Annotated in this window: 14 protein-coding genes and 1 pseudogene; 12 read left to right on the top strand and 3 right to left on the bottom strand. The window is 63.2% G+C overall.

Going from position 1 to position 14,384, the window contains the following annotated elements:
• The first annotated feature begins 94 nt into the window (after window positions 1-94).
• The 11 genes from tauA to AC07UR_RS05845 all read left to right on the top strand — a co-directional run bounded on the left by tauA (window position 95) and on the right by AC07UR_RS05845 (window position 11,620).
• Window positions 95-1,114, top strand: a complete 1,020-nt coding sequence (tauA, locus tag AC07UR_RS05895; protein WP_209789249.1) for a taurine ABC transporter substrate-binding protein — start codon at window positions 95-97, stop codon at window positions 1,112-1,114.
• An 81-nt stretch (window positions 1,115-1,195) separates the two neighbouring features.
• The gene (locus AC07UR_RS05890; RefSeq protein WP_173421469.1) at window positions 1,196-2,008 is read left to right on the top strand and encodes a taurine ABC transporter ATP-binding protein; all 813 of its coding nucleotides are present in this window, start codon (window positions 1,196-1,198) and stop codon (window positions 2,006-2,008) included.
• Complete coding sequence (locus AC07UR_RS05885) at window positions 2,001-2,828, top strand: ABC transporter permease subunit (protein WP_173421468.1); 828 nt, start codon at window positions 2,001-2,003, stop codon at window positions 2,826-2,828. The genes AC07UR_RS05890 and AC07UR_RS05885 overlap by 8 nt, the downstream gene beginning before the upstream one ends.
• A gap of 166 nt (window positions 2,829-2,994) precedes the next feature.
• A complete protein-coding gene (locus tag AC07UR_RS05880) occupies window positions 2,995-3,381 on the top strand; it encodes a nuclear transport factor 2 family protein (protein WP_209789708.1) in 387 nt (128 codons plus the stop codon).
• A gap of 25 nt (window positions 3,382-3,406) precedes the next feature.
• Entirely contained in the window at window positions 3,407-4,804 is a 1,398-nt protein-coding gene (locus tag AC07UR_RS05875) for an NAD(P)/FAD-dependent oxidoreductase (protein ID WP_209789247.1), read from the top strand.
• A 40-nt stretch (window positions 4,805-4,844) separates the two neighbouring features.
• On the top strand, window positions 4,845-6,620 hold the full coding sequence (gene xsc / locus AC07UR_RS05870) for a sulfoacetaldehyde acetyltransferase (protein WP_209789245.1): 1,776 nt from the start codon (window positions 4,845-4,847) through the stop codon (window positions 6,618-6,620).
• A gap of 75 nt (window positions 6,621-6,695) precedes the next feature.
• Window positions 6,696-7,733, top strand: coding sequence for a YeiH family protein (locus AC07UR_RS05865; protein WP_173421465.1), 1,038 nt, complete (start codon window positions 6,696-6,698; stop codon window positions 7,731-7,733).
• Window positions 7,733-8,731: a phosphate acetyltransferase gene (pta, locus tag AC07UR_RS05860; protein WP_209789243.1), complete on the top strand. Its 999-nt coding sequence runs from the start codon at window positions 7,733-7,735 to the stop codon at window positions 8,729-8,731. The genes AC07UR_RS05865 and pta overlap by 1 nt, the downstream gene beginning before the upstream one ends.
• A 188-nt stretch (window positions 8,732-8,919) precedes the next feature.
• Window positions 8,920-10,407, top strand: a complete 1,488-nt coding sequence (locus AC07UR_RS05855; protein WP_173421463.1) for a nucleobase:cation symporter-2 family protein — start codon at window positions 8,920-8,922, stop codon at window positions 10,405-10,407.
• Between the two features lie 111 nt (window positions 10,408-10,518).
• Window positions 10,519-10,905 (top strand): CidA/LrgA family protein, encoded by a 387-nt coding sequence (locus AC07UR_RS05850; protein WP_209789241.1) that lies wholly within the window; start codon window positions 10,519-10,521, stop codon window positions 10,903-10,905.
• Window positions 10,895-11,620 carry an LrgB family protein gene (locus AC07UR_RS05845; protein ID WP_209789239.1) on the top strand — a complete coding sequence of 242 codons (726 nt, stop codon included), beginning with the start codon at window positions 10,895-10,897 and terminating at the stop codon, window positions 11,618-11,620. The genes AC07UR_RS05850 and AC07UR_RS05845 overlap by 11 nt, the downstream gene beginning before the upstream one ends.
• A 25-nt stretch (window positions 11,621-11,645) precedes the next feature.
• Here the strand turns inward: AC07UR_RS05845 and AC07UR_RS05840 are convergent, their stop codons facing one another.
• Both AC07UR_RS05840 and AC07UR_RS05835 read right to left on the bottom strand, forming a co-directional pair.
• Entirely contained in the window at window positions 11,646-11,768 is a 123-nt protein-coding gene (locus tag AC07UR_RS05840; protein WP_268833705.1) for a hypothetical protein, read from the bottom strand.
• An 85-nt stretch (window positions 11,769-11,853) separates the two neighbouring features.
• On the bottom strand, window positions 11,854-12,093 hold the full coding sequence (locus tag AC07UR_RS05835; protein WP_115422714.1) for a hypothetical protein: 240 nt from the start codon (window positions 12,091-12,093) through the stop codon (window positions 11,854-11,856).
• 489 nt (window positions 12,094-12,582) lie between these two features.
• Here AC07UR_RS05835 and AC07UR_RS05830 point away from each other — a divergent pair, with 489 nt between their 5' ends.
• The gene (locus tag AC07UR_RS05830; RefSeq protein ID WP_173422228.1) at window positions 12,583-13,818 is read left to right on the top strand and encodes an alpha/beta hydrolase; all 1,236 of its coding nucleotides are present in this window, start codon (window positions 12,583-12,585) and stop codon (window positions 13,816-13,818) included.
• Window positions 13,819-14,183: 365 nt separating this feature from the next.
• Here AC07UR_RS05830 and AC07UR_RS05825 read toward each other — a convergent pair.
• Window positions 14,184-14,384 (bottom strand): annotated as a pseudogene (locus AC07UR_RS05825) (gfo/Idh/MocA family oxidoreductase); the annotation flags it as partial.

The following is a 14,384-nucleotide window of genomic DNA, read 5'->3' as shown; positions in this document are numbered from 1 at the left end:
AACGACAAAGCTGCTTTATCCCTTATGGTCGAAAATGAGATCGGCAAAACAGTCGACAGACCCCGAAAAAGGGGTCGAAACCAGAGGGAAACACATGTTCTATTCCAACGCCTTGAAATACATGGCGGGGGCGGCCACGATTGCGACCAGCCTCCTGACATCAAGCCTTGCCCGCGCCGAGACCAACGTGATCATCGGCTACCAGCAGATCGTCGGTCCGTTCATCGCGGCAATCGCCGACGGTCGCTTCGATGCCGCCGCCAAGGAGGCTGGCTATATCGTCGACTGGCGCCAGTTCAGCTCCGGCGGAGACATCTCGACGGCGCTTGCATCCGGCAACGTGCCGATCGGCGTTATCGGCTCGACCGGCACCACGGCCGCAGCAACCCGCGGCGTCGATCTCGAACTGTTCTGGATCCTCGACAACATCGGCAAGTCGGAGGCGCTCGTAGCCCGCGAAGGTTCCGGCATCGAGAAGCCCGAAGATCTGGTCGGGCGCTCGGTAGGCGTGCCGTTCGTCTCAACCTCGCATTTCCATCTGCTGGTCGGCCTTGAGCAGGTATGGAAGGTCGATCCGCGCGAAGTCAACATCCTCAACATGAAGCCGCCGCAGATCGTTGCCGCCTGGCAGCGCGGCGATATCGATGCCGCCTATGTCTGGCCGCCGGCCCTGTCGGAACTGCTGAAGACCGGCAAAGTGATCTCCGATTCCGAAGTGATCGGCGCGGCAAGCGTGCCCACCTTCGACGGACTGGTGGTCGACAAGAAATGGGCCGCCGAAAACCCGAAATTCATGGCCGCCTTCACCAAGGTACTGGCCGAATCCTATGCCGACTACAAGGCGAACGCCGCCAGCTGGACGGCGGACTCCGCACCGGTCCAGAACATCGTCAAGCTGATCGGCGGCGATGGCGCCGGCACCGTGGAAGCACTGAACCTCCTGTCGTTCCCGACGGCTGAGGAGCAGGCCTCCGAAACCTGGCTTGGCGGCGGTGCGCTTCGCGCGCTCACCGAAAGCGCAAAGTTCCTTGCCGACCAGAAGCAAATCGACAAGGCGCTCGACGACTACGCGCCCTATGTCAACAGCGCCTACGCGAAAGAGGCTGCGAAGTAGCCGACGCTTAGCTCCTGGCCACCCGTCGGCCAGGAGCGCCGCCAACGCCACTCAACAGCCGTTTTTCGAAAGGCCTTTCCAATGGAAACTCTCAATGTCAGCAATGTGAGCCTGACCTATCCTGGTCTCTACACGGACGAGGCGGTCATCGCGCTCAAGGGCGTCAACCTCGAGATCAAGAGCGGCGATTTCGTCGTGGCACTCGGCGCCTCCGGCTGCGGCAAGACCACGCTGCTCAATCTGATGGCGGGCTTCATGGCCCCGAGCGCCGGCGAAATTACGCTCGGACACCGCCGCGTCTCCGGCCCCGGTGCCGACCGCGGGGTCGTGTTCCAGAAGCACGCGCTGCTGCCTTGGCTCAACGTCATCGACAACACCGAATTCGGACTGAAACTGCGGGGCGTCGACAAGGCGACGCGCCACGAGGTGGCCGCCAAGAACCTTGCCCTCGTCGGCCTGCAGGATTTCCACCGGCACATGATCTATCACCTGTCCGGCGGCATGCAGCAGCGCGTCGGCATCGCCCGTGCCTTGAGCTGCGATCCGTCGATGCTGTTGATGGACGAGCCGATGGCGGCGCTCGACGCGCTGACGCGCGAGACCATCCAGGAACTGCTGCTGAAAGTCTGGCAGCTGACCAACAAGATGTTCTTTTTCATCACCCACAGCGTCGAGGAGGCGTTGTTCCTTGGCTCGCGGCTGATCGTGATGTCGCCGCGGCCCGGACGGATCACCCACACCTACGAGCTCGATTTCAACAAACGGTTCCTGGAAGGAGGCAATGCCCGTGCAATCAAATCCAGTCGCGACTTCATCGACATGCGTGAACAGATCCTCAGCATCATCTACGGCGACGAGCGCCAGTCCGGAAACCCGGAGCTCCTCCATGCTTGAGCGCGTGATGAAGGCCAAGCCGGTCAAGCCGGGCCGGATCTACGGTGCCCCCGGCGAAGGCATGAGCGGGCATATCAGCCTCCTGACCGCGCTGACGCTCGTCGCGCTCTGGCTGCTGATCACCGAGATGCAATGGGTGAAACCGCTGTTCCTGCCGTCGCCTTTGGCCGTCTGGGACAAGTTCGTGATCGCGCTGACGGAGGGCGTCTCCAACTCGACACTCGCCCAGCATACGCTCGCAAGCCTCGGCCGCGTGCTCGGCGCCTTCGCGCTGGCGCTCGTCACCGCAGTTCCGATCGGCATCCTCATGGGCGTCAACCGGGTGATGCGCGGGCTGTTCGATCCGATCATCGAGTTCTACCGCCCCCTGCCGCCGCTTGCCTACCTGCCGCTGATCATCATCTGGCTCGGCATCGGCGAATTCCCCAAGGTGTTCCTGATCTTCCTGGCGATCTTCGCGCCGATGGCGATTGCCGCCCGGGCCGGTGTACGCTCGGTCTCGATCGAGCAGATCCACGCGGCCTATGCGATGGGTGCCAGCCGCCGCCAGGTCATCAGCCACGTCATTCTGAAGGCGGCGCTGCCGGAAATCTTCACCGGCATGCGTATCGGCATCGGTGTCGGCTGGACGACGCTTGTCGCGGCCGAAATGGTCGCAGCCCACCGGGGCCTCGGCTTCATGGTCCTGAACGCCGCCGAGTTTCTCGCCAGCGACACCGTGATCATGGGCATCATCGTCATCGGCGTCTTCGCCTTCGCCTTCGATCTCCTGATCCGCCACCTCGAAAAGGCGCTCATCCCCTGGAAGGGCAAGGTGTGACGATGCAACCGTCGACAGGACGACAGCCGCCGAGCGGATAACCGCTCGGCCCTAAAGGCCCCATCACCAGACAGACAAGCCGATCTGCCGGTTCATCCGGCCACGGCGAAGCCATGCCCGCATTCATTGCCTGCAACACGCAAGGAACTGATCCATGAACGCCCCGATCACCGCCAAAGACCTCTCCGACCTCTTCGACGCCTTCAACCGGCACGACATCGACGGCGTCATGTCCTTCTTCGCCAGCGATTGCATCTTCAACACGGTGGCCGGCAGCGAGGCCCACGGTACGCGCATCGAAGGCGCTGAACCGATCGCCACTGCCTTCAGCGGCGTGTGGCAGACGATGCCGGACGCCCACTGGGCCCACCACGGCCATTTCGTCCATGGCGATCGGGCCGTTTCGGAATGGACCTTTTCCGGCACGAACGCCGATGGCAGCCGCGTCGAGGCCGAGGGCTGCGACCTCTTCACGCTGCGCGACGGCAAGATCGTGCGCAAGCAGGCCTTCCGCAAGAACCGGCCGCTGATTGCGGCTCCCTTCCGCTACTGAGTTCGAGCCAGGCCAGGAAACCGACATGGAACAGCTTGTCAGAACAGTCAGGCCGAGCAAGCCCTTCGATCCGGCATATGACCCCAACCGCGCCGCCAATCCCGGCGAGGGCAAGGACTATGCGCCGACCTACTGGATCGCAACCGCCGGCCCGCCCCCCGCAGACGACGGCCCGATCCTTGGGGATGTCGATGTCGACGTCGCGATCGTCGGCTCGGGATACACCGGCCTCTCCTGCGCCATCCACCTGGCCAGGGAGCACGGCATCAAGGCGACGGTGCTCGAAGCCAACGGCGTCGCCTGGGGTTGCAGCACCCGCAACGGCGGCCAGGCCCAGATCTCGGCCGGCCGGCTGAAGCGCTCGCAGTGGATAGAGCGCTGGGGCGTCGATGTCGCCAAAAAGCTGCACGTCGAAATCAGCGTGGCGTTCGATCTCTTCCGCGACCTGATCCGCTCACCGGAAATCGCCTGCGATCCCGAGGACGGCGGCCACCTCTATATCGCCCATCGCAACAAGGTGATGCCGTCGCTGGAAGCGGAATCCCGCGTCCTCAACGACGTCTTCGGCTACCGCACCCGCATCCTCGGCCGCGACGAGATCCATCGCGATTTCGTCCGCGACAACGAGGCGGTGGGCGCGCTTTACGAGCCCGACGGCATGGGCATCCACGCGGCCAAGCTCGCCTTCGGCTACCTCACTCTCGCGCGAAAGCTCGGCGCCCGCGTTCATACCTCGAGCCCGGTCCTCGCCTGCACTCAGAAGGGCAATGTCTTCCACCTTCGCACCCCCGGCGGCATCGTTCGCGCAAGGGCCGTCTGCTTCGCGACGGCCGGTTATACCTCACCCGGCCTGCATCCGCTGACGAAGCACCGGCTGATGCCGATCCTCTCCAACTCGATCGTCACCCGCGTGCTCACCGACGACGAGCGGGCGGCGCTGAACTTCCGCACGCACATCCCGCTCACCGACACGCGCACGCTGCGGCACTACTACCGGCTGTTGCCGGACGGCCGCGTGCAGATCGGCAGCCGCAGCGCGATTACCGGCACGGACGCGGTCAACCCGAAGCATCTCGATCGCCTGCTCGAAGGCCTCTACCGCAAGTTCCCGGTGCTGACAGGCATCAAGGTCGATTACTCCTGGTGGGGCTGGGTCGACGTCAGCCACGACATGATGCCGCGCATCTTCCGCCCGGATCCGAAGCAGGCGCTGTTCTACGCCATGGGCTACGGCGGCAATGGCGTCATGTATTCGGCCCAGGCCGGACGGCGCATGGCGCAGATGGTCGCCGGCAAGGGCGGCACGCTCGACCTGCCGATCTTCACCTCTCCTCTTCCCAGCCACGGGTTGCTGACGCCGTTCCGGCGCATCGGCCAGTGGGGAATGTACCGCTGGTACTACCTCAAGGACGAAATCCTCTAGCCGCTCGGTCGGCCCCAAACTCAACATGAAAGGAAACACAATGAAAATGACGACCGAAGAGGCTTTCATCAAAGTCCTCCAGATGCACGGCATCGAACACGCCTTCGGGATCATCGGCTCGGCGATGATGCCGGTCTCCGATCTCTTCCCGAAAGCGGGCATCACCTTCTGGGACTGCGCCCATGAAACCAACGCGGCGCTGATTGCCGACGGCTACACCCGCGTCACCGGCAACATGTCGATGGCGATCGCCCAGAACGGCCCTGGCGTCACCGGCTTCGTGACGGCGGTCAAGACCGCCTACTGGAACCACACGCCGATGCTTCTGGTCACGCCGCAGGCGGCCAACAAGACGATCGGCCAGGGCGGCTTCCAGGAAGTCGACCAGATGGCGCTGTTCGAGGAAATGGTCTGCTACCAGGAAGAAGTGCGCGACGCGAGCCGCGTTCCCGAAGTGCTCAACCGGGTCATCGAAAAGGCCTGGCGCGGCTGCGCCCCGGCGCAGATCAACATTCCGCGCGATTACTGGACGCAGGTGATCGACGTCGAACTGCCGAGCATCGTCCGCCTGGAGCGTCCCTCCGGCGGCAAGCAGGCGATTTCCGAGGCGGCGAGACTGCTGTCGGAAGCAGAGTTCCCCGTCATTCTCAATGGTGCCGGCGTGGTTATCGGCGGCGCGATTGCGGAATCGATTGCGCTCGCCGAGCGGCTCGATGCGCCGGTCTGCTGCGGGTATCAGCACAACGACGCCTTTCCCGGCGGCCATCGCCTGGCGGCCGGCCCGCTCGGCTACAACGGCTCCAAGGCGGCAATGGAACTGATCGCCAAGGCTGATGTCGTTTTGGCGCTCGGCACCCGCCTCAATCCGTTCTCAACCCTTCCGGGCTACGGCATCGACTACTGGCCGAAGAATGCCGCAATCATTCAGGTCGACATCAACTCCGATCGCATCGGCCTGACCAAGAAAGTCACCGTCGGCATCTGCGGCGACGCCAAACAGGTGGCAAGCCAGATCCTCGATCAGCTTTCGCCCACGGCCGGCGACAGTGGCCGCGAGGAGCGCAAGGCGCTGATCCACACGACCCGCTCGGCCTGGCTGCAGCAGCTGTCGTCGATGGACCACGAGGACGACGATCCGGGCACCGAATGGAATGCCTCGGCACGTCGCCGGGAGAGCGACCGCATGTCGCCGCGCCAGGCATGGCGGGCGATCCAGGCGGCGCTGCCCAAGGACGCGATCATCTCGACCGACATCGGCAACAACTGCGCCATCGGCAACGCCTATCCGAGCTTCGAGCAGGGGCGGAAATACCTGGCGCCCGGCATGTTCGGCCCCTGCGGCTACGGCTTCCCGTCGATCGTCGGCGCCAAGATCGGTTGCCCCGATGTGCCGGTGGTCGGCTTTGCCGGCGACGGCGCCTTCGGCATTTCGATGAACGAGATGACCTCCATCGGCCGCGCCGGCTGGCCGCCGATCACCATGGTGATCTTCCGGAATTTCCAGTGGGGAGCCGAGAAGCGCAACACGACGCTCTGGTACGACAACAATTTTGTCGGCACCGAGCTCAACCCCAACCTCAGCTACGCCAAGGTAGCCGACGGTTGCGGCCTGAAGGGCGTGACGGTCGACACGCAAGTCGATCTGACCGCCGCCCTGCAGCAGGCGTTGCAGGACCAGGCAAAGGGCGTGACGACATTCGTCGAGGTCATCCTCAATCAGGAGCTGGGCGAGCCCTTCCGCCGCGATGCGATGAAGAAGCCGGTGCAGGTCGCCGGCATCGAACGCTCCGACATGCGGCCGCAGCAGCACGTCTGACATCCACCCCATGCCCGGCTGCTGATGTCGCCGGGCATGGGCTCCAATTTGGTATTCTCGGACGGGAAATTTGACATGAATGCGGTATCCGAAACGACCCGACGGTTTCAATGGCTGCCTGAAGCCCTGTCGACTTATGGTCCCGGCCTCCTGGTGACGGCGGCCGTCGCCATGGCGGCGCAGTTCCTGTCGGATCACTATGGCGCGCCCGCCATGCTGATGGCGCTGCTGCTCGGCATCGCCTTTCATTTTCTCTCCGAGGAAGGCCGCTGCGTCGCCGGCATCGAACTATCGGCAAAGATGATCCTCAGGATCGGCGTCGCCCTGCTCGGCATGCGCATCAGTGTCGACCTTCTGATCGGGCTCGGTAGCGGCACCATTTTCCTCCTGGTCGCCGCGATCGCCGCGACGATCCTGTTCGGGCTGGCGGCTGCCAAGGTCCTTGGCAGGGGCTGGCGGCTTGCGCTTCTGACCAGCGGCGCTGTGGCGATCTGCGGTGCATCCGCCGCGATGGCAATCGCCGCCGTCCTGCCGAAAAACGAGTTCTCCGAGCGCAACCTGATCTTCACCGTGCTGTCGGTGACGGTTCTGAGCACGCTGGCGATGATCGGTTATCCCATTCTCGCCCAAGCTCTGGGGCTTGACGCCCGCGGCACCGGCATCTTCTTCGGCGGCACCATTCATGACGTGGCCCAGGTTGTCGGGGCCGGTTTCTCGGTGTCGCCAGAGGCCGGCGAGACGGCGACGCTCGTCAAGCTCATCCGCGTGACGATGCTGGCGCCCGTCGTCCTCATCTTCTCCATCGCGCTTCGAAACGTTCCCCAGGAAGGTGTCGAGGCAGGCAAGCGCCCACCCCTGCTGCCCGGCTTCGTCGTCGCCTTCCTGATCCTTGCCGCCACGAACTCCGTCGGGATGGTGCCGGCTGCCGTCGCCGAGCTCGGCATGGAGGCGTCGCGCTGGTCGCTGCTGGCGGGCATCGTCGCCGTCGGCATGAAGACGTCGCTGCGCCGCGTGCTCGATGTCGGCGGCGACGCGGTCGCACTGATCGTCGCCGAAACCATCTTCCTCGGCGTCTTCATTCTCGCTGGCATGCATTATCTGGGGCACCTCTGATGAAACCGCTCGACAAGATCATCGAAACCGCAAAAAAGGCGCCGCGCCATATCGTGCTTGCAGAGGGCGAGGATGCGCGCGTGGTGGTAGCCGCCCTACGCGCCCGCGCCGAAGGCCTTGCCGAGATCACGCTGATCGGGCGGCGCGAGATCGTCGGCGAACACCTGCGCGATCACGGCGGCGAGAAGCAAGACGTCCGGATCGAAGACCCGGCAACGTCAGCGCTGACAGAGCGGTTTGCCTCCCGGTATCACGAACTGCGCCGGAGCAAAGGCGTCGACCGAGAGGCCGCGGAGAAGGCCGTGCGCGAAGATCTGGTCTTTGCCGCCATGATGGTGCGCGAGGACGAGGCGGACGGCACCATCGGCGGGGCGGTGGCAACCACCGCCGACACGGTGCGCACCGCACTACAAGTGATCGGCCGCGCGCCGGATGCCGGCCTCGTCTCCAGTTTTTTCCTGATGATGCTGTGCCAGCCCCACCATGCGAAGAAGGGCGCCTTCGTCTTTTCCGACTGCGGCCTCGTCGTCGACCCGGACGCCGCCGGCCTTGCCGATATCGCCCGCATGTCGGCACAGTCCTATCAGTCGCTTCTGGGGGATCGGGCCAAGGTCGCGATGCTTTCCTTTTCGACCAATGGCAGTGCCGCCCATGATCGTGTTTCAAAGGTGGTCGAGGCGACGAACATTGCTCGGGCCGACCAGCCCGACCTGCTGATCGACGGGGAATTGCAGTTCGACAGCGCCTTCGTTGAAGCCGTATCGTCCTCCAAGGCACCCAATTCGGCGCTGCACGGGCAGGCAAACGTTTTCGTCTTTCCCAATCTCGATGCCGCCAACATCGGTTACAAGATCGCCCAGCGCATCGGCGGTGCGACCGCCATCGGCCCGGTGCTCCAGGGTCTCGCCAAACCCGCCAACGATCTGTCCCGCGGCTGCACGGCAGACGATGTCTTCCACATGATTGCCGTGACCGTGGTGCAGGCGGCGTCGCGATAAAGGCACCGTCTAGCCCGCGGCCGTGGCCTCTTTCGCGGCGATCCGGCCAAAAGGCATTACCGTCCACAAACCGAAAACAACTTCAAATCACCCGCATGCAATGGTGCCGAAGATCTCGGCCTATAGTTCTGGCATCGCGTTTGAGGAGACGCGCAGATTAGACAGCACACGCATCTGGGAGGAGACGCATGGATGTTTCGCATCGAAACGATCACATCGAACAGACGATCGAGCGGCCGGAGGACAAGCGCCTGGGCGCGGGCGCGAACCTCGTCTACGGCCTTCAGCACGTGCTCACCATGTATGGCGGCATCGTCGCCGTCCCGCTGATCATCGGCCAGGCCGCCGGCCTGTCGCCGGCCGATATTGGCCTTCTGATCACCGCGTCGCTGTTTGCCGGCGGCCTCGCGACCATCCTGCAGACCATCGGCATCCCGTTCTTCGGCTGTCAGCTGCCGCTGGTTCAGGGCGTCTCGTTCGCCGGTGTCGCCACCATGGTGGCGATCGTCACCAGCCGCGAAGGCGGCGGATTGCCGGCCGTGATGGGTGCCGTGATGGTGGCCTCGCTCGTCGGCCTCGCCATCACCCCGATCTTTTCGCGCATTACAAGGTTCTTTCCGCCGCTCGTCACCGGCATCGTCATCACCACCATCGGCCTCACCCTGATGCCGGTCGCGGCGCGCTGGGCCATGGGCGGCAATCCGACTGCGCCCGATTTCGGCAGCGTCAGCAATATCGGTCTCGCGGCCGTGACCTTGCTCACCGTCCTGCTTCTGAGCAAGGTCGGCAGCTCCAGCATTTCACGCCTGTCGATCCTGCTTGCCATGGTCATCGGCACGCTGATTGCGCTTGCGTTTGGGATGACGGACTTTTCCAAGGTCGCCGAGGGTCCGATGCTCGCGTTCCCCTCGCCCTTTCATTTCGGCGCACCGGTGTTCACGGCCGCCGCGATCATCTCGATGTTCATCGTTCTCCTGGTGATCCTGGTCGAGACATCGGCGGATATTCTGGCCGTCGGCGAGATCATCGGCACCAAGGTCGATTCCAAGCGGCTCGGCGACGGCCTGCGCGCCGACATGATATCGAGCCTGTTTGCCCCCATCTTCGGCTCGTTCACGCAGAGCGCCTTTGCCCAGAACGTCGGCCTGGTGGCGGTCACCGGCATCAAGAGCCGCTATGCGGTTGCCACCGGCGGCCTCATCCTGGTGACGCTCGGCATCCTTCCGGTCATGGGTCGGGTGATCGCGGCCGTTCCCCCGGCGGTGCTGGGCGGCGCCGGCGTCGTGCTGTTCGGCACGGTCGCGGCAAGCGGCATTCGTTCGCTCTCCAAGGTCGATTACCACAACAACATGAACCTGGTCATCGTCGCCACATCGATCGGCTTCGGCATGATCCCGATCGCGGCACCGCATTTCTACGATCACTTCCCGGCCTGGTTCGAGACCATCTTCCACTCCGGCATCAGCTCGTCGGCGATCATGGCGATCTCGCTCAATCTGCTCTTCAACCACTTCAAGGCTGGCAACTCCGATCAACAGTCGGTGTTCGTGGCCGGCACGGAGCGCATCATCCGCTATCAGGACATTTCCGCCCTGCGCGACGGCGACCACTATCGCGACGGCAAGCTCTTCGACCGCGACGGCAACGAGGTACCGGTCGCCGCAGTTCATCACTGAAGCGCGTCACGAATTATGCGGTAGGTATCACGGAAGGATTTCAGCTACGAAGCACAAATTGATGCGATGAATGCGCCGCGGGGTCTCCCCGCGGACCCGCTGGAGACGGTGATGGAAGGACTGTTTGTCATACTGGTCTGCCAACTGATCGGCGAGATCGTTGTCAGAACGCTCGACCTGAGCATGCCTGCTCCGGCACTCGGCATCGTGCTTCTGCTTGCCTATCTTTGGCTTGCCGATAAAAGAGCGGGGTCCGAGGATGGCGCTGCCCATACGCGCGTCAGCGGCGTCGCCGACACCCTGCTCAAGAACCTCGGCGTGCTGTTCGTGCCGCTTGGCGTCGGGGTGATGCAGAACTACCGGCTGATCTACGACTACGCCGGCACCATCGTCATCGCCGTCGTCGTGTCGACAGTTGTGACGCTGATGGTCACAGTCGGCGCTTTCCTGCTGGTCAGCCGAGTGTTCGGCGCAAAAGGAGCTCGCGATGGACACTAGCGGCCGCGTTTTCGAACTCTGGGTCTATCTCTCGACCAGTCCGCTTCTGTGGCTGACGGTAACGATCGGTGCCTATATCGCCGCTCAAAGACTGGCCGCCTGGAGCGGCTTCAACCCGATCGTCAATCCCGTGCTGATTGCCGTTGGCCTCGTCGTCGCGATCCTGGCGGCGACCGGAACATCCTATTCGACCTATTTCGACGGGGCGCAATTCGTGCATTTCGCACTCGGCCCCGCGACTGTGGCGCTGGCCGTTCCGCTCTATAGAAACCGCACCCTGATCAGGCAGAACTTCGTACCCGTCATCGTCGCGCTTTTCGCCGGCAGCCTGACGGCGATCGTCTGTGCGACCGGTGTCGCCATCCTGCTCGGCGCACCCGACAGCGTCGCCGTCTCGCTTGCGCCGAAATCGGCAACGGCAGGCATCGCCGTCGGCATCTCACAGCAACTCGGTGGCGATCCGGCCCTGACGGCGCTTCTTGTCATCTTCACCGGCGTCCTCGGGGCGATCATCGTGACGCCATTGATGAACCTGCTGCGCATCAAGAATTATGCGGCACGCGGGTTTGCGGCCGGCCTGACGTCACACGGCATCGGTACCGCGCGTGCCTTTCAGGTCAACGAGATTGCCGGCACGTTTTCGGGCCTGGCCATGGCACTCAACGGCATATTGACCTCAGCCATCGCCGCGATTGTCCTCGGGCTGCTGCTCTGAGCAGCCAGCCTTCCGGGACAGCCCGCTACCAGAAAGCGCCGTAGAGGGTGACACAGCCGACGACACCCAGCACAATTGCCAGCGACGATCGGACCGTGAAATCGAGGAACCTGAACTGGTATCCGAAACTTCCGACAGATGGCTTCATGGATTTCTCCCTTGGTTGTGTCTCAATGCGATAACGGCCAGGGTCGCCGGCAACCGGCGTCGCCATGGCCAATGAAATTGCGGCCTCAGGCCGACTTTGCATATTTGCCGTCGTGGTGACGGTAGAAAGCCTCGGCCGCAACCAGCAACGCTTCCTCGTCCAGAGGGCGACGAAATTCGCTCATGAGAAACCGGGCCAGATGCTGGATCTGCTCGCCATCTCTCGGAATGTCGTATTCGATGCACACCGTCTCGAAGACGCGCCAAAGCATGGAGACTTCCGCCTTGCTCAAGGCGGCAAGCATGTCGTCGGGAATTCCACGCATAGGAACCTCGCTCTGCATTCGCGCCGGCCTATCCGCAATGAGGACAGGGACCATATACCCATGGAGGGGTCGATAACCGGGCGCGTTGGCAGACCTGCGGTCGCCGCCGCAGCGAAAAGCCAGATGAGCCAGAGAATGACCATAGAGGGTTAGCCGGTGATTGGGGCTTTACTGAGATGATCTGCCACGTCGCCGGAATGCCGCAACGTATCCGCGTGGCGACGGCAAAAGAGCGATCACCGGGCGGCGCCTTGCTACCCCCCAAACCTCGGGAACGACCTCTGCGAAACCGGGCACCGTTCTGCCGAGCGGGCGTTGATGCACTTGCATTGTAACTGCTCCGTGCATTAGCATCCCAGAAATAAGACAGGAAGCCGGCTGGGGACTGCTTGCACTGCGCTTTGACAGGGGGATGCAATGAGCCGGGATACCAGCGGCAGGACGTGCGATGCACCTCCTGAACGATTTCGAACCGGCGCAATCGTCGCCATGCTTGTCTTTGTGCTGACCGCATGCGGAGGCCATCCCAAAGGCGTGCTGACACCGGTCGCCGATACCTCTCCAGGTTCGAGCCGTGTCAACATGCTCATCACCACGACACGCAGCCATTCGCCGAACCCTGGAGAGATGTACAGCGGCGAACGGGCCTTGGCCGCCACCTTCGCCGATATGACCGTGTCCATTCCGCCGGTGCGCAAGGCGGGCGAGGTTGCCTGGCCTAAGCGTTTGCCCCCCAACCCGGCAACGGATTTTGCAACATTGAAGGCTGAGGAGCTGGATGTCGCTGCCGCCAAGTCCTGGCTGAGCACCAGCGTGCGCAAAAGCCCCGACAAAAGCGTCTTCGTCTTCATTCACGGTTTCAACAACCGCTTCGAGGATTCCGTCTATCGCTTTGCCCAGATCGTCCATGATTCCGGCGTCCGCAGCGCGCCTATTCTCGTGACGTGGCCGTCACGTGGAAGCCTGCTGGCCTACGGTTACGATCGAGAGAGTGCCAACTACACCCGCAATGCGCTGGAAAACCTGTTTCAATATCTCTACCGCGATCCGGAAGTGAAGGAGGTCTCGATCCTCGCGCACTCCATGGGCAACTGGCTCGCACTGGAGGCGCTGCGCCAGATGGCGATCCGCAATGGCGAACTGCCGGCAAAGTTCAAGAACGTCATGCTGGCGGCCCCCGATGTCGACGTCGATGTCTTCCGCCAGCAGATCGAGGACATGGGCGAGAAACATCCCAATTTTACGCTGTTCGTCTCGCGCGACGACCGTGCGCTCGCTGCCTCGCGCCGGGTCTGGGGTGACGTAGCCCGGCTCGGGGCGATCGACCCTGAGCAGGAACCCTACAAGAAAGAACTCGAGGACAACGAAATTACTGTGATCGACCTGACGAAGATAAAGGCGGGCGACCGCCTCAATCACGGCAAGTTCGCGGAATCCCCGGAGATCGTTCGCCTTATCGGTTCGCGCATTTCCGAGGGCCAGACACTGACCGACAGCCGGGTCGGCTTCGGCGACAAGATCCTGGTGGCCACGACCGGAACGGCCGCGGCCGTCGGCAACGCTGCCGGTCTGGTTCTTGCAGCACCGGTCGCCGTTGTCGATCAAAACACCCGCGACAATTATGCCGAGCACCTCGGAGGGATTGCTGCAAAGAACAACAATCGTGCGGCGACGGCGAAAGGATGCGACCGGACAAACCCGACGGCGCCAGGATGTGCCCGCTAAGATAAACACGACAGAGGTTCGCGGTCATCGTAACGCTCGATGGCCGTTGCCCCAGGGGACGTCGAGCGAAGTGAGACGCACGGGTGCGAACCACACGTTCGCATCCTGACGGCCCCGACGGCAGTCGAGGTTGCTCTGGTCGATTGTATCAGGGCTGGTCCGGAAATCGGTGATGGCGGCCGAGCGCAGCTGGCGACCGCCTGGGGCCATCAGCTGCTGCTCAAGCCGCGACGGCGCTGATGTGAGGACACACCGCCGCATGTTTCCTGACGTCCGATCAGGTTCAGGGACAGAAACCATGCGGCCATGCGACTGAAGACGGCGACCTTTAAGCGTCCGAAAAGACACGCGGCGTTGTGGGCCCCCTACACCTTTACCCATGCCCCGTTTCGTTTTGACGACTGGACGCAGGCGTCGACGAAGGCCATGCCCTTCATGCCGTCGTCGATGGTCGGATAGGTGACGGCGGCATCGATCGCCTCGCCCTTGCGCTTGGCGAAGATCGCCCGCGCCGCCTCGCTGTAGATGTTGGCAAAACCCTCAAGATAGCCTTCGGGATGACCTGA

The organism is Ensifer sp. GW821-FHT05G01 (assembly GCF_059419585.1).
Note: the sequence above shows the minus strand (reverse complement) of the source record. Positions and strands in the feature narration are given on the sequence as shown.

Excerpts from the sequence above, each read along its gene's own strand:
- AC07UR_RS05875 (WP_209789247.1), top strand. The coding sequence starts at position 3,407 with ATGGAACAGCTTGTCAGAACAGTCAGGCCGAGCAAGCCCTTCGATCCG.
- AC07UR_RS05845 (WP_209789239.1), top strand. The coding sequence starts at position 10,895 with ATGGACACTAGCGGCCGCGTTTTCGAACTCTGGGTCTATCTCTCGACC.
- pta (WP_209789243.1), top strand. The coding sequence starts at position 7,733 with ATGAAACCGCTCGACAAGATCATCGAAACCGCAAAAAAGGCGCCGCGC.
- AC07UR_RS05850 (WP_209789241.1), top strand. The coding sequence starts at position 10,519 with ATGGAAGGACTGTTTGTCATACTGGTCTGCCAACTGATCGGCGAGATC.
- AC07UR_RS05840 (WP_268833705.1), bottom strand. The coding sequence starts at position 11,768 with ATGAAGCCATCTGTCGGAAGTTTCGGATACCAGTTCAGGTTCCTCGAT.
- AC07UR_RS05855 (WP_173421463.1), top strand. The coding sequence starts at position 8,920 with ATGGATGTTTCGCATCGAAACGATCACATCGAACAGACGATCGAGCGG.
- tauA (WP_209789249.1), top strand. The coding sequence starts at position 95 with ATGTTCTATTCCAACGCCTTGAAATACATGGCGGGGGCGGCCACGATT.
- AC07UR_RS05885 (WP_173421468.1), top strand. The coding sequence starts at position 2,001 with ATGCTTGAGCGCGTGATGAAGGCCAAGCCGGTCAAGCCGGGCCGGATC.
- AC07UR_RS05890 (WP_173421469.1), top strand. The coding sequence starts at position 1,196 with ATGGAAACTCTCAATGTCAGCAATGTGAGCCTGACCTATCCTGGTCTC.
- AC07UR_RS05865 (WP_173421465.1), top strand. The coding sequence starts at position 6,696 with ATGAATGCGGTATCCGAAACGACCCGACGGTTTCAATGGCTGCCTGAA.
- xsc (WP_209789245.1), top strand. The coding sequence starts at position 4,845 with ATGAAAATGACGACCGAAGAGGCTTTCATCAAAGTCCTCCAGATGCAC.
- AC07UR_RS05830 (WP_173422228.1), top strand. The coding sequence starts at position 12,583 with ATGCTTGTCTTTGTGCTGACCGCATGCGGAGGCCATCCCAAAGGCGTG.
- AC07UR_RS05835 (WP_115422714.1), bottom strand. The coding sequence starts at position 12,093 with ATGCGTGGAATTCCCGACGACATGCTTGCCGCCTTGAGCAAGGCGGAA.